This window comes from Xanthomonas cassavae CFBP 4642 (assembly GCF_000454545.1).
GTDB classification, from domain to species: domain Bacteria; phylum Pseudomonadota; class Gammaproteobacteria; order Xanthomonadales; family Xanthomonadaceae; genus Xanthomonas; species Xanthomonas cassavae.
Window position 1 is genome coordinate 4,633,854 of record NZ_CM002139.1, and the last position, 13,335, is coordinate 4,647,188.

The 13,335-nt window shown below is 65.9% G+C and carries 11 protein-coding genes; 3 read left to right on the forward strand and 8 right to left on the reverse strand.

From position 1 onward, the window contains the following. Window positions 1-379: 379 nt before the first annotated feature. The 5 genes from XCSCFBP4642_RS0120605 to XCSCFBP4642_RS0120625 all read right to left on the reverse strand — a co-directional run bounded on the left by XCSCFBP4642_RS0120605 (window position 380) and on the right by XCSCFBP4642_RS0120625 (window position 2,889). Window positions 380-763, reverse strand: a complete 384-nt coding sequence (locus XCSCFBP4642_RS0120605; protein ID WP_029221435.1) for a YbjQ family protein — start codon at window positions 761-763, stop codon at window positions 380-382. 102 nt (window positions 764-865) lie between these two features. Next, on the reverse strand, window positions 866-1,225 hold the full coding sequence (locus XCSCFBP4642_RS0120610; RefSeq protein WP_029221436.1) for a hypothetical protein: 360 nt from the start codon (window positions 1,223-1,225) through the stop codon (window positions 866-868). Between the two features lie 131 nt (window positions 1,226-1,356). Next, on the reverse strand, window positions 1,357-1,695 hold the full coding sequence (locus tag XCSCFBP4642_RS0120615; RefSeq protein ID WP_029221437.1) for a ribonuclease E inhibitor RraB: 339 nt from the start codon (window positions 1,693-1,695) through the stop codon (window positions 1,357-1,359). 208 nt (window positions 1,696-1,903) lie between these two features. Continuing rightward, on the reverse strand, window positions 1,904-2,188 hold the full coding sequence (locus XCSCFBP4642_RS0120620) for a DUF5076 domain-containing protein (protein ID WP_230428560.1): 285 nt from the start codon (window positions 2,186-2,188) through the stop codon (window positions 1,904-1,906). Between the two features lie 128 nt (window positions 2,189-2,316). Then, complete coding sequence (locus tag XCSCFBP4642_RS0120625; RefSeq protein WP_029221439.1) at window positions 2,317-2,889, reverse strand: hypothetical protein; 573 nt, start codon at window positions 2,887-2,889, stop codon at window positions 2,317-2,319. 154 nt (window positions 2,890-3,043) lie between these two features. On the opposite strand from XCSCFBP4642_RS0120625, the gene XCSCFBP4642_RS0120630 reads away from it, so the two are divergent. After that, window positions 3,044-3,247: a YdcH family protein gene (locus tag XCSCFBP4642_RS0120630; RefSeq protein ID WP_029221440.1), complete on the forward strand. Its 204-nt coding sequence runs from the start codon at window positions 3,044-3,046 to the stop codon at window positions 3,245-3,247. A gap of 312 nt (window positions 3,248-3,559) precedes the next feature. Here the strand turns inward: XCSCFBP4642_RS0120630 and XCSCFBP4642_RS0120635 are convergent, their stop codons facing one another. The 3 genes from XCSCFBP4642_RS0120635 to XCSCFBP4642_RS0120645 form a co-directional block, all read right to left on the reverse strand. After that, on the reverse strand, window positions 3,560-4,540 hold the full coding sequence (locus tag XCSCFBP4642_RS0120635; RefSeq protein WP_029221441.1) for a zinc-binding dehydrogenase: 981 nt from the start codon (window positions 4,538-4,540) through the stop codon (window positions 3,560-3,562). Window positions 4,541-5,032: 492 nt separating this feature from the next. Next, window positions 5,033-7,696, reverse strand: coding sequence for a glycerol-3-phosphate 1-O-acyltransferase PlsB (plsB, locus tag XCSCFBP4642_RS0120640; protein ID WP_029221442.1), 2,664 nt, complete (start codon window positions 7,694-7,696; stop codon window positions 5,033-5,035). Beyond that, the gene (locus XCSCFBP4642_RS0120645) at window positions 7,696-8,661 is read right to left on the reverse strand and encodes a hypothetical protein (RefSeq protein ID WP_029221443.1); all 966 of its coding nucleotides are present in this window, start codon (window positions 8,659-8,661) and stop codon (window positions 7,696-7,698) included. The genes plsB and XCSCFBP4642_RS0120645 overlap by 1 nt, the downstream gene beginning before the upstream one ends. Window positions 8,662-9,067: 406 nt before the next feature. Here XCSCFBP4642_RS0120645 and XCSCFBP4642_RS0120650 point away from each other — a divergent pair, with 406 nt between their 5' ends. After that, complete coding sequence (locus XCSCFBP4642_RS0120650; RefSeq protein WP_029221444.1) at window positions 9,068-10,120, forward strand: LacI family DNA-binding transcriptional regulator; 1,053 nt, start codon at window positions 9,068-9,070, stop codon at window positions 10,118-10,120. A 167-nt stretch (window positions 10,121-10,287) separates the two neighbouring features. Then, complete coding sequence (locus tag XCSCFBP4642_RS0120655) at window positions 10,288-13,326, forward strand: TonB-dependent receptor (protein WP_029221445.1); 3,039 nt, start codon at window positions 10,288-10,290, stop codon at window positions 13,324-13,326. Window positions 13,327-13,335: the final 9 nt, after the last annotated feature.

Consider the following 13,335-nt stretch of genomic DNA (forward strand, 5'->3'; position numbering starts at 1 on the left):
CTGGCGACGGCGCTGCTGCGTTGCACACCTTGCCCAGAGCGCGTTTTGCGTATGGCAAGCAACTTCCATGGCTGAGGGATGGGGCTAATCAGGACTATTTAATGAACGCAATCTTCTTGGCAATGGCGTTTCTTGACGGCTTTGGCCCCAGACTCCACTGGGCAATACGGGCTAGTACCCGACCCGCATCTGAGGTTTCCCCCGGTTCTTCGTGCGAATCAAACACTTGGTGCGCAAGGACGTGGACGAAGGTGCGCGCATGGGGCATGCTTCAAGGTGACTAAGCCAGAGAAAGTGCTGACCATGCGCGCCAGCGAAGTTCTTTTACCACCCGAGGTTGCAGTGTTACAGAAGTGATCGAGAAACACTGACTGCTTTTTTATAAGTTCTGTGGCTCCACCACCACCGCAGTGCCATAGCACAACACCTCCGTGAGTCCGGCAATCAGCTCGGTGGCGTCGTAGCGCACCGCGATGATCCCGTTCGCACCCAGCTGCCGGGCGTGCTGCGCCATGTCGCGATAGGTTTCCGAACGTGCCTGCTCGCAGAGCTGGGTGTAGATGGTGATGTTGCCGCCCAGCAAGGTCTGCAGGCCGCCGAAGAAATTTCCTACGATCGAGCGCGATCTCACCGTGATGCCGCGCACCAGTCCCAGGCTGCGGATGATGCGGTAGCCGGGCAACTCCAGTGCCGTGGTCACCATGGTGTCGTTGAGGTGCTGCATCGCTGCAGGCATCGGCGATGAGTTGTAGGGATTGTTCACTGGTCGCTTGCTCCGGATCGGGTCGCTGGAAGACGGCTCTACGTGTGCAACAGCACCGCTCCAGGCAGGGCGGTACCACAAGGACGTTTGCCTGTGCTGCGGTCAATGCTTGGCCCGGAACGCATGCCGGATGGCGATGGCCACGTACAGGCCGTAGACAACGAACACCCCACCCAGGACGGCGCCGAACCCCAGGGTATGGCGAAACAGGAGTTCGTATCCGCCGAACAGGACGCCCAGAACGACGTAGAAGATCGCCGTGGCGTAACGTCCGGGGCCGCCGATGGACTGTGCGCGCACCGAGCGCACCACGGCCTGGGTCGTGAAGATCACTTCTGTCTCGTGCAGGCCGCGGCAGGCCAACCCGGCGCCGAGGTCGTTGGCGCAGCTGTGGCACAGCGCCTTGCTGCAGTGCTTGCACAGCCCGATCGCCTGGGTGTGGTCATGGTTGAAGCAGAACATCGTCGGTCCTCAGCATTGGATTGGATCACACCGCGCGGCGACGCAACGGCAGGCCAGGTTGCTGTGCAGGCGATGTCTTGCGCCGGACACGAACCGGACGCCTGCACGCAAAGGCCGCGCGTGCTTCCGAGCTATTCGCAGAACTCCCAGCCATCGTTATGTCCAGCCAACGGCGTGGCATGCAGCGCCAACTCCTGTTCGAAGGCCACGATGCCACGGTAGGTGGGCACCATGGTCGGGTACACCGTCACATCCATCGGAAAGGCGGTGTTCTGTTCGTAGTAGCGGCAACGCACCTTCTGCTCGCAGCGCAGCATCGCCACGCAGAATTCCAGTGCCGATTCCTTTGCGGGAAACACCACCGAGAAATCGATTTCCCGGGGCTTGGTCAGGTCCACTCCCTGCCGGGCGATGTGCCACAGCGTGTCCCCGTTGTCGTCGTTCGGATATAGAACCGGATCGCGTTGCATGGCGCTCTCTTCAAGGTGGCGGCCGGGACGGCCAGTGGTGCCCGGATCTGCGCTGCCGGGCCGGCAAGCCAACGCCGGCAGCATCCGCATTGGGTCACGGCGGTGCGTCCGGATCCGGTTTGCTGCCGACTGCGGCACGGGCGGGAATCCGCCGGAAACGGCGAGCCCGGCGCCGCCCGTTGCGCGAGGTGGGCGTGTCGCGGTGGCGCTAATGCTCCACCGGCAGCCCACCTTCCCGATCGCCGCTCGGGTCGGCGACGCGCCGCATGAAATCGTCCAGCATCAGCGTGCGGCATTGGGCCAGGGGCATGCGGTCGCGCTGGGCGAACATCCGCGAGGCATGCTCGAACAGATCGGCAAGCAGTTCGCCGAAATCTTCCGCCCCGCCGCCCAGATCGCTGTTGATGCTCACGTGCAGCTGCTCGTGCGCGGCCCACAGGCGCAACAACTCGAACGCGTCCGGATCGGCCAAGGCGTCGGGCGGGACAATCAACTCTCCATCGTGCATCGCATACCTCGTGTGGTGGATGGGGAAGCGCTGCAGACGCTGCCCGCGATGCCTCGCCTGGGCGGTCGCGCGGAGGGGCGCCGGATGAGCCAGCTGCGCCCCCGCTTCGTACCTCAGGGTGCCCAGACCAGATTCATCAGCTGCGGGTCCGCGGTGACCTTGACCAGCTTGCCGCTGGGGCCGAACTGCACCTGATATTCGGAGAAACTGTCGCGCCAGTAGCGCCACAGGGATGCCTCCAGGTTCGGATTTTCGCTGCTGATGGGATAGCCGACCGCCATGATGACCTGCTCGCGCGTCATGCCGCCGGTGAGCTTGCCGTCGGCGATGGCCTGGCGGATCTTGGGCGGAAAGGTCGCCAGCTTGAGCTTGGGGTCGGCGGCGACGACATAGCGCGCGGCGAACGCGGTGTTGTCCAGGTCGCGGCTGTAGTCGTTGCCGATGGATTGCTTTTCCCCGGCGATCTTCAGGTTGACGCGGTTGCGGCCGAAGCCGGTGACGCTGACCGGGGTGCCGACGGGGAGCACGCGCTTGCCGTCTTCGGCGTAGTTGCTGTCGCTGATCCAGCTGCCGTCGGTGCGCAGGTTGCAGCACAGGAAGCCATCGTATTTGGTGACGTCGGCGGCGGCGGCCAGGTTGGAGGCGGTGAGCAGGCTCAGGGCCAGCAGACAAGAACGCAAACGCATGGGGAAGACTCCTTTCTCGACGGCCGGAGCCGCGCGGCAATGATGGATATGGAGCGTCGCCGTGTCCCCGACGACGCCGTGGCATTGTCGCAGCCTCGGGCCGCTTGGCAAGCGCGGGTGACGCGCATCGCCCGGGGTTGTGTATGCTCGGGGCGTGGACACACTCTCACCCGCCGAGATCCTCGAGCAGATCGCCGCGTTACGACGCGCGCACCGCGCGTTGGACGAGGAAATCCAGCGCATGCCCGCCAATCTGGAGGACGAACTGCAGATGAAGCGGCTGAAGAAGCGCAAGCTGCAGATCAAGGACTGCATCATTCGGCTGGAAATGGAGTTGGTGCCCGACGAGCCGGCGTAGGTCGCAGCTGCGGTTGGGTTTGCTTGGTGATGTGCGTGCGCCGCTCGCAGCGGCGGCCCGCTCCAGCTGCGGCTCCGCGCGTAGGAGCGCACCTGGGCGCGAAGAAGCTTTCCCGGCAAGGCCCGTCGCGCCCAGGTGCGCTCCTGCAGGATGCCTGCGAGCGGGCTGGCTGCTGCGGCTGCGAATGTGCGGCGTCCCCCATCCGCCCTTCGGGCACCTTCCCCGCAGGCGGGGGAAGGAGGTCCGCTGGGTGTCGGGCGCAGGCGGGGGAGAGATCGGCTGGGTATCGGCGCCTTGCATGGTTGCGGTTGCTCAGCCTGCGCACAGCAGGATCTTGCCGCGACGTCCCGGCTCGGCGCTGGCGGCGGCCGCCTCGGCGGCGTCTTGCAGGTCGTAGACCGCTTCCACCGGCAGAGCCAGGCTGCCATCCAGGGCCGCCTTGAGCAGTTCGCCAATCATGCGGCGCTTGTCCTCGGGCGGGGTGGCCTGCATCACCTTGCTGCCCCAGAACCCGCGCACGGTGGCCTGCTTGAAGATGACATCGCCGCTGGAAATCTGCAGCGGCTCGCCAGTCATCGAGCCGAACGACACCAGCTCGCCACCTTCGGCCAGCAAACCGAGCAGGTCGCCGGCTGCGGTACCGGCCACCGAGTCGATGGCGCGAACGATGGGCGCATTGCCGGCCAGCGCGCGCACCTGCTCCTGCCAGCCGTCCTGCGCGGTGGACACGGCATTGCCGATGCCCAGCGCTTTGAGTTCTTCCACGCCGGCATCGCGGCGTACCAGGTTGATCACGTTGATGCCGCGGATGGCCGCCAGCATGGCGACGGTCTTGCCGACGGCGCCATTGGCGGTGTTCTGCACGATCCAGTCGCCCCGTTGCACGCGCAGAAATTCGATCAGCATCAGCGCGCTCAACGGCATGGCGATCAACTGGCTGCCACGGTCGTCGTCCAGCGCATCGGGAAGCGGTACCACGCCGGATGCCGATGCCAGGAAGTACTCGGCCCAGCTCTCGTGCACGCCGGCCGCGACCACGCGTTGGCCAACCTGCAGGGCATCCACGCCCTCCCCAAGCGCATCGATGACACCGGACCCTTCACTGCCGCCGATCGCGGGCAACTCCGGCTTGTAGCCATAGTTGCCGCGCACGGTCCACAAATCGTGGTTGTGGATCGGCGAGCGCCGCATGGCGATACGTACCTGGCCCTTGCCGGGCTGCGGCACTGGACGGTCGCCAAGAGCAAGCACCTTGGCGGGATCGCCGAACTGGGTATGGATGGCTGCGCGCATGGAATCTCCTGCCAGGCGCATCCGCGTTGCGATGCGCCCGGTCACTGTGAAAGGTCATCCGATGGTATCTGCATGCGCGCAAGCGGCCGATGAAACGGACGCAACCGTTGTATGAAACCGTGCGGTGCTGCGGGTCGATCTGGGTGCGAGCGATGTGCTGCATGGCTGCATCGCTGTATGATCGCCGACGGTCGTACCCTCATCCGGCGCTTCGCGCCACCTTCTCCCGAGGGGAGAAGGGGTCTTCGCATTGTTGTTGAGGTGTGCGCTGTCTCCATCCAGCGCTTGTCATCTTCGATGCGGCGCTTTTGAGGTGTGTCCATGCAGTCCTGTCTTGCTGCCAAGCCTAGCCTAGCCTGGCCAGAGCAACATCACTCCGGTTCGCTGCGCGGCCGCACGACAGCGCGCACAATCGCACCATGGCAGCGTCGAAGACGCGCGCTCGCAAGGATGCGTCGCACGCGCGCACTTCGTACCGCCACGACAGCCGCCTTACTCCGGCGGCAACACCACGTCCGGCTTCACCGCCGCCGGGCTGACCCGCTCGATCGTGTGGCGCAGCTCGCGGCCAAGGATGAACTTGGCGTCCTTGGCCCAGGCATCCAGGCGCTCATCGAACAGCAACTTGCTGTTCTCGTCCGGCCACACCAGGCGCAGCTCACGCAGTTTCTGGATGAAGCTGCGGAACAGGGTCTTATCGAAGAATTCCGGCGCAGCCGGTGCGTACAACAGGCTCAGACGCTGCGCGGCCTGCTGGCACAGGCTTTCCAGTTCGCCGGCGCCGAGCACGCCGGGGCCATTTTTCACCAGCACCGAAATGGCGATGTAATAGCGCTCGAACGCCTGCTGCAGCGAGTGGCCGATGGCGCGCAGTCGGAACACTTCATCGGTCTGCCCGGTGTTGCGCGCCAGGATGCCGCCATCGTCGTCGGTGACGTTGAGCAGCAGGCCTTCGCGTACGAACATCTCGATGGTCTGTTCGATGCGCTCGGCAAAGCGGTCTTCGCTCCACGGCAGGAACAGCTCGGCCTGCAGAAACGGGTACACCGTGCGGCCCAGGCGGATCAGGCCGGCACGGCTCATGCGGCGGTTGTTCTGGAAACAGCACGCCACCCACGAAGACGCGGTGAACAGGTGCAGCACGTTATTGCGGAAGTAGCTCAGCAACACCGCGGTATCGCCGCTGACGCTGAGGACATCGCCCAGCGGATGCGACACACGCGTCAGCACGTTGATCTCTTCGGCGTGAGTGATGATGCGCGCCGGGGTGTGCGGGGTGACGGTGACGCGATCGGAATACGGCATCTCCGCCAGCAGCTTCTTGCACAGCTCGATCTGCGCGATCAGATCGGCCTCGCCCATTGCGTGCTTGGGCGTGGACAGCAGCGCCAGCGCCAGCAGATTGATCGGATTGACGTCGGCCGCGCAGTTGATGCGGGTCTGGATCTGGATGGACAAGGTGTCCACCGCCGGCGCCAGCCAGGTGGGTTTTTCGTCCTCGGGCAGCGGCTGGCCGTCCCAGTCCGGGGCGTGCCTGGCCAGCACGTCGTTGAGCGCGATCGGCTCGCCGAAGTTCACCACCACCTGGCCGTAGTTCTGCTTGAGCACCTTGGGGATGGACCACAGCAGGCCCCAGATGGATTCCTTTTCCTTGGGCCGGCCGGTGAGCTCGTCGAGATAGCTGTTGCCTTCCATCAGCTTCTCGTAGCCGATGTACACCGGCTGGAACAGCACCGGCTTGCGCGGCTGGCGCAGATAGGCGCGCAGCGTCATCGCGATCATGCCGCCCTTGGGCTGCAGCAGGCGCCCGGTGCGCGAGCGCCCGCCTTCGACGAAGTATTCGATCGAATAGCCGCCGGCCACCAGTTGGGCGACGTATTCGCTGAGCACTGCCGAATACAGCGCGTTGCCCTTGATCGAGCGGCGGATGAAGAACGCGCCGCCCTTGCGCAGCAGCGTGCCCACCACCGGCAGGTTGAGGTTGATGCCGGCCACGATGTGCGGCGGCACGATGCCGCGTTCGTACAGCAGGTAGCTCAGCAGCAGGTAGTCCATGTGGCTGCGGTGGCTGGGCACATACACCACTTCGTGCCCGGGCGCGGCCTGTTTGAGCTTGTCCAGGTGATGCACCAGCACGCCGGCGTAGATGCGGTTCCACACGTGGGTAAGCAGGAAGCTGGCCGAGCGCACCACCGGGCTGGAATAATCGGCGGCGATTTCCCAGGCGTAGGCATGCGCCTTGCGCCAGGCATCGACCGGCTTGGAGTTGTCGCGCTTGGCCTGGGTGGCGATGGCCTCGCGTACCGAGTCGGCCGCCAGCACCTGGTCCACCAGCAGGCGACGGGTGGACAGGTCCGGCCCGATCACCGCCTCGCGGATGCGCCGGAAGTGGGTGCGCAGCACGCGCTGCAGCTTGCGCAGGGTGCGCTCGGGCGGCAGGCCCTCGGCCATGGTCTGGCGCAGCGAAATCGGCGGCGCGAAGCGCACGATGGTGGTGCGGCCATTGAGCAGCACCGACAGCAGGCGACGGAAGCGGCCCACCAGCGCCCAGTTTTCCGAGAACAGCACCGCGAACCAGCCGCTCTGCTTGTCCGGCGCACGGCCGACGAAGATCGACACCGGCACCAGATGCACGTCCAGGTCGGCGCGCACGCGGTGCGCCTGCAGCAACTTGGCCAGCGAATCGGAATGGGTCTTGCCGCCGCGCTGTTCGGGAATCAGCGAATTGCTGCTGCTGCGTCGCGACAGTGCCAGATAGGCGCGCTTGCGCTCCAGCGGGTCGCCCGGCAACGGCACCAGCGGCGAGGGCAGGCCGACTTCGCGGCAGGCCTTGTCCAGGATCAACGCGTTGGACAGGCCGTAGTCTTCCAGCACGTACACCACCGGGCGGCCATCGTCGTAGCGGCCGGGTTGATCCGGCTCGATGGTCAAGCTCAACCACGGGTCGGCCAGGCGCCCGAGCAGGCGCGCCCACCAGGGGCGTTTGGCCTGCCGCGCAGTGGCCGGCAGCGGCACCGCGGCCACTGGCGCATCCGGCGGCACCGGCGTAGCGGTGGGCAACGGCGAGGCGGCTACCGTCGCGCCAGGGTCGGCGGCGGTCGGGGCGGGCGGGCCGTCAGGAAACGGCAGGGGGTTCTGTTCTGGCATCGCCGTCATTATCGCCCAGCCGGGCGCTGCCCGGCGTCTGCCGCCGTTGCCGGCGCCGCATCGGTGCCTGCCGCGGCCTCGGGTAGGCCCGGTGTCGGCTGCGCGCGCAGCAGTGCAGCCACTTCGTCCTGGGTCTGCTGCTGGTACCAATGGCCATCGCGTTTGATCAACGCCACCGTCAGGTCGATATCGTGCGCGGCCAGCGGATAACGCAGCCGAACCTGCGCGCTGTCCCCCTCCTGCTTGACCAGGCCGGTACGCAGCGCATCCAGGCTGCTGTCGACCGACAGGTCGTAGCGCTCCAGCACCTTCTTGCACGTGGCCCAGAACGGCCCGAGCCGGCGCAGGCTTTCTTCCATGCCCAGCTGCTGCAGGTCGGCGTCGGAGGTAATGCCGGTGGCACGCGCGGCGGTCACCAGATCGGCGATGCTGGCCTTGGCACGCGGACGGTCGGCCAGCGGCGCGGACGCGGCCCAGGCACTCAGCGCATCGACCAGTTGCACATAGTGCGCCCGCTGCTCGGGCTGGTAATCGCTGCGACTGCGCAGGTACTGCACGCCGAACTGGCCCAGCGACTGCGCTGCCTGGGCAATGCCCCGCGACTGCCCGGCCAGCTGCGCATCGAAGGCCTGCTGCAGGCGGCGCTCGGCATCGGGGGCCGACAACGACCCCAGCAGGGCGCCGGTTTCGTTGGGCAACGGCAACTCGGTCAGCGGCCAGCGGCTGGCGCCGCTGCGCCAGGCCGCTTCCAGCTGGGTGTATTGCGCAGGTGTGACCCGGATCCGCGCGTAGGCCACCAGGTCGTTGCGCCGCAGCGGCACCGTCATCGACTGCATCGCGGCGGCCGGCTCGGCCTTGGCTCCGGGCAATGCAACGGCGGTGTCGTTGCGCTGACAGGCGCCGACGCAGAGTGCGGCCAGCAACACCCACGCGATGGACTGGAACCGGCCTGCGCGGCCGGTGGATGGCGACATGCGCACGATGTTCCCCTGATCGATCGGCGCATCTTGCTGTCTGAATGCACTGGCGGCAAGGCGCCTGGCCACCGTACGCTGAAGTACGGATCAAAGATGTTACGTTTTCGTAGTTCTTCATCTGTTGCCAACCGGTGTCCGACCAGGACTGCCGTTGTCTCATTCGGACAACTTTGTCCACCAAACAGGTCGCGAGCCTTGTCCCGACTGCGTTTCGCCCGATGTTGCGGCGCATCATGTAAGCGATTGCAGTTCCTGCTAGCGTGCGCGCCATCGCGCTTCGAGGTCGCCATCGGATGGGGCCGATGACATTCATGTGCCTGTGCGACACGAACGTTGGGCACCCGCAGACTGCACGCACTGCTTTGGCACGCGGCCGTCACCGCCTTGTTTTGGAGAAAGCGCCATGAGTCGGCCACGTTCGGAAGGCGGCAGCGTCACCATCAAGGACGTGGCCCGCGAGGCGCAGGTGTCGGTCGCCACGGTGTCGCGCACCATGAACGGGCACCAGCACGTCGCGGAGTCGGTGCGTGAACGCGTGCTGCAGGTGGCGCGCGCACTGAACTACATCCCGCATCACGCCGCGCGCAGCCTGAGCAGCCGCCGGACCCACACCATCGGGGTGGTGTTGCCGGATCTGCATGGCGAATTCTTTTCCGAACTGATCCGCGGCATCGACCAGGTGGCACGGGAGCAGGGCTACCACCTGCTGGTGTCCAGCTCGCACGGCGACCCGCAGGCGCAGCGTCGTGCGCTGGAGCGTCTGCCCGGCCGGGTGGATGGGGTGGTGGTGATGTCGCCGTCGTTGGGTGATTCGGGCGTGCACGAAGACGCGCTACCGGGCAGTCTGCCGGCGGTGCTGCTCAATTGCGCCGGCAGTGCCAGCCAGCGCCCGGTGCTCAACGTGGACAACTACGGCGGCGCGCGGGTGATGACACGCCATTTGCGCGACAGCGGGCACCGCCGCATCGCCTTCATCGCCGGCCCTGACGACAACTTCGATGCGCACGAGCGCCTGCGCGGCTATCGCGATGAAATGGCGGTGGATGCACACGCGCAGCCGTGGGTGCTGCCGGGCAACTTCGACGAGGAGTCCGGCTACCGCGCCGGCCAGGCATTGACGCAGCAGGACCACCCGGACGCGGTATTCGCCGCCAACGACATGATGGCGCTGGGCTGCCTGTTCGCGCTCGGCCACGCCGGGCTGAAGGTGCCGCAGGACATCGCGCTGGCCGGCTTCGACGACGTGCCGATGGCGCGCTATGTGCTTCCCGCGCTGACCACCATGCGGGTGGACATCGCCGGGCTGGGCGCGCGCGCGTTACGGCTGCTGCTCGGCCAGCAGTTGGTCGATGCCCCGCCGCCGCCCGCCGATGCTGCGCCGCCAGCGTTTTCGGAAATGGTGCCGGAGCTGATCGTACGGGCTTCCAGTGCCGCCCGAGCCACGCCGGGCAGCTGACAGAGACGCCACGTGCCGCATCTTCACGAATTCTTTGCGGTTTCTTATGTTTTTTATAACTCCTGCTCTGTTGCCGACATCGCTCCATCGTCCCTGAAACAACGCACCATCCCGCGCAACGCCGACCATTTCGCCGGTACGCGCCTGACCCCTGGGAGGGGGAAGTCATGAAGACCTACCGTACCGTCTCCATCCTGCCGGCGCGCAGCCTGCTGTGCTGTGCCCTCGCCGCTTCGTTGCTAGCCGCCGCCCCGGCCATGGCCCAGTCCAGCAACGCCACCCTGCGCGGACAGGTGGCCGCGTCCCAGGCCGGGACCACGGTGACCGCGACCAATGTCGCCACTGGCGCCACCCGACGCGTGGTCACCGGGGCGGACGGCAGTTATGCCTTGGTCGGTCTGCCGCCGGGGACCTACAAGGTGGATGCGGGCCCGGGTACGGAGAAGACGGTGACCTTGTCGGTGGCCTCGTCGGTCAGTCTGGATCTGGGCGCCGGCGGCCAGGCGGCAGTGCCGGCCGCCGACGGTACCGCCACCACCCTGGACACGGTCAAGGTCACCGCCACCACGCTGCAGGAGGTCAAGACCTCCGAGGTGGGCACCAACATCTCGCTCAAGCAGATCAGCACCGTGCCGCAGCTGACGCGCAACTTCCTGGAGTTCGCCGACACCGTGCCGGGCATGCAGTTCGAGACCGATGCCAACGGCAATAGCCGTATCCGCGGCGGTGCGCAGGCCAGCTCGGCGGTCAATGTCTACATCGACGGCGTGGGCCAGAAGAGCTACCTGTTCGGCGGCGTCTCCGGCCAGCAGCAGAGCGCGGGCAACCCATTCCCGCAGCTGGCGATCGGCGAATACAAGGTCATCACCTCCAACTACAAGGCCGAGTTCGATCAGGTGGGCTCGGCGGCGATCGTGGCGTCCACCAAATCCGGCGGCAACGAGTTCCACGGCGAGATCTTCGGGCGCACCACCAATACCGATTTCCGCGCGCGCCAGGCCGACGAGCGCGCCGGCGCGCCCAATGCCGACGGCAGCAAGCGCAAGACCCACCAGGACGAGTACGGCTTCGCGTTGAGCGGCCCGATCGTCAAGGACAGGGCGCACTTCTTCTTCAGCTACGAAGGCAAGGGCTTCGAGGTGTCGGCCAACCCGGTCTCGGTGCCGGACAATTTCAGCGTGTTGAGCGACGACCTGCCGGCCGGCGTGCAGGGCCGCCTGGGCTCGGTGACCCGTCCGTTCAACGAAGACCTGTACTTCGGCAAGATCGATTGGGACATCGGCGAGAACGACCGCCTGGAGCTCACCGCCAAGGTCCGCGACGAAGAAAGCCGCGACAGCGTGGGTGACCGCAACACCGCCATCGCCGCCAAGATCAATCTCAATTCCGAAGAGCGCTACGACCTGCGCTGGCAACATTTTGGCGAAACCTATGTCAACGAGGCGCGCATCTCCTACGAGGACGTGCTGTTCAATCCCACCGCCTACACCATCGGCAGCCAGAGCGTGTATACGCGCGGCATCGCCGAGAACGATGTGCTGATCAACGACGGCGCCACCAGCGGCCTGGCGATCCAGCGCAAGGGCCAGAAAGGCCCCAGTTTCCAGAACGACCTGACCTTCAACAGCATCGACTGGCACGGCAGCCACGTGATCAAGATGGGCGTGAAGTACAAGGAAGTGGAACTGACCCAGAGCGAGAATTCCACCGTCAACCCGTCGTTCTTCTACGCGGTCAACGATGGCCAGGGCACGGGCGCGATTCCGTACCAGGTGCGCTTCAACCTGCCGTTCGCCGGCGCCGCACCGTCGGTGACCACCACCAGCAAACAGCTGGGCCTGTACATTCAGGACGATTGGGACGTCAACGACAAGCTGCAGTTGAACCTGGGCGTGCGCTGGGACGGCGAAAAGATCCCGTCCTACCTGGACAACGTGACCCCGCCGGAAGTGATCGCCGCCTTGAACGGCCCCGGCACCGACCCGGCCGTCAGCGCCACCTATGCCGAACAACTGGCCAAGGGCGGCGTGGACATCAACGACTACATCAGCAACGGCCGCAATCGCAAACAGGACAACAACAACTTCGCGCCGCGCCTGGGCTTCTCCTACGACTTCCGCGGCGACGAATCGCTGGTGCTGTTCGGTGGTGCCGGGCGCAGCTTCGACCGCAATCTGTTCGACATCATGGGCCTGGAACAGGTCAAGTCGGCACTGTCGCAGTACACCATCCGCTTTGTCGAATCCTCCGGCTGCACGCCGGCGCCGGGCACCTGCACCAACTTCAATCCGGCCTATCTCAGCAACCCGGACAGCCTGGCCGGCCTGGTCGATGCGCGCGTGCGCAACGGCGAGATCGACCTGCTCAACAACGATCTGAAGACGCCGTATTCGGACCAGTACTCGCTGGGCCTGCGCACCCGCGTGGGCGAGTGGAGCAACTCGGCCACGGTGTCCTACATCCATAGCCAGGACGGCCTGATCCTGACCCTGGGCAACCGCTACCCGAATGGCGACTTCTTCCAGGCCGGCGGCCAGCCGTGGACCCAGACCCCGCCCGGTTTCGGTTCGCTGATCATCGGAAACAACGGAGTGGAGACCAAGACCGCGCAGCTGCTGTTGTCCACCGACAAGGCCTACACCAAGGAAAGCGGCTGGGGCCTGACCGCGGCGTATACGTTCTCGCGCGCACGCGGCAACCGCGGCAACGACGAGCAGTACGGCTTCGACGCGGCCACCATCGCCGATTATCCGTTCCTGGATCTGAACTCGGTCCCGCGCCACCGCCTGGTGGTCACCGGCATCTACGATCTGTTCTGGGGCATCAGCGCCTCGGCCAAGCTGACCCTGGCCACGGTGCCACCGCGCAACGAAGCGGTGTCCTACGACCTGTATGGCGGCCCACCTTCGAACAACATCCGTGTGGTCTCGGTAGATGCGCCCGGCGGCAAGTTCCTGGCCGGCGGCGACATCTTCGGCACCCGCCAGCTGGATCTGTCGCTGTCCAAGGACATGCACGTCACCGATGCGGTAACCGTGCAGGTGCGCGGCGACCTGATCAACGCATTGAACTTCCGCAACTACGACCAGTACGCCATCGATTGGGGCCAGGGCGGCGTCTACGACCCGCGCGTGAGCATCAACCAATACGGCGCCATGTCCACCCCGCCACGCAGCCTGTTCCTGAGCGCGCGCATCATCTGGTAAGTCGCCAGA

Coding starts and splice junctions, on each gene's coding strand:
- XCSCFBP4642_RS0120610 (WP_029221436.1), bottom strand. CDS start 1,225: ATGTTCTGCTTCAACCATGACCACACCCAGGCGATCGGGCTGTGCAAG.
- XCSCFBP4642_RS0120615 (WP_029221437.1), bottom strand. CDS start 1,695: ATGCAACGCGATCCGGTTCTATATCCGAACGACGACAACGGGGACACG.
- XCSCFBP4642_RS0120625 (WP_029221439.1), bottom strand. CDS start 2,889: ATGCGTTTGCGTTCTTGTCTGCTGGCCCTGAGCCTGCTCACCGCCTCC.
- XCSCFBP4642_RS0120635 (WP_029221441.1), bottom strand. CDS start 4,540: ATGCGCGCAGCCATCCATACCCAGTTCGGCGATCCCGCCAAGGTGCTT.
- plsB (WP_029221442.1), bottom strand. CDS start 7,696: ATGACGGCGATGCCAGAACAGAACCCCCTGCCGTTTCCTGACGGCCCG.
- XCSCFBP4642_RS0120645 (WP_029221443.1), bottom strand. CDS start 8,661: ATGTCGCCATCCACCGGCCGCGCAGGCCGGTTCCAGTCCATCGCGTGG.
- XCSCFBP4642_RS0120650 (WP_029221444.1), top strand. CDS start 9,068: ATGAGTCGGCCACGTTCGGAAGGCGGCAGCGTCACCATCAAGGACGTG.
- XCSCFBP4642_RS0120655 (WP_029221445.1), top strand. CDS start 10,288: ATGAAGACCTACCGTACCGTCTCCATCCTGCCGGCGCGCAGCCTGCTG.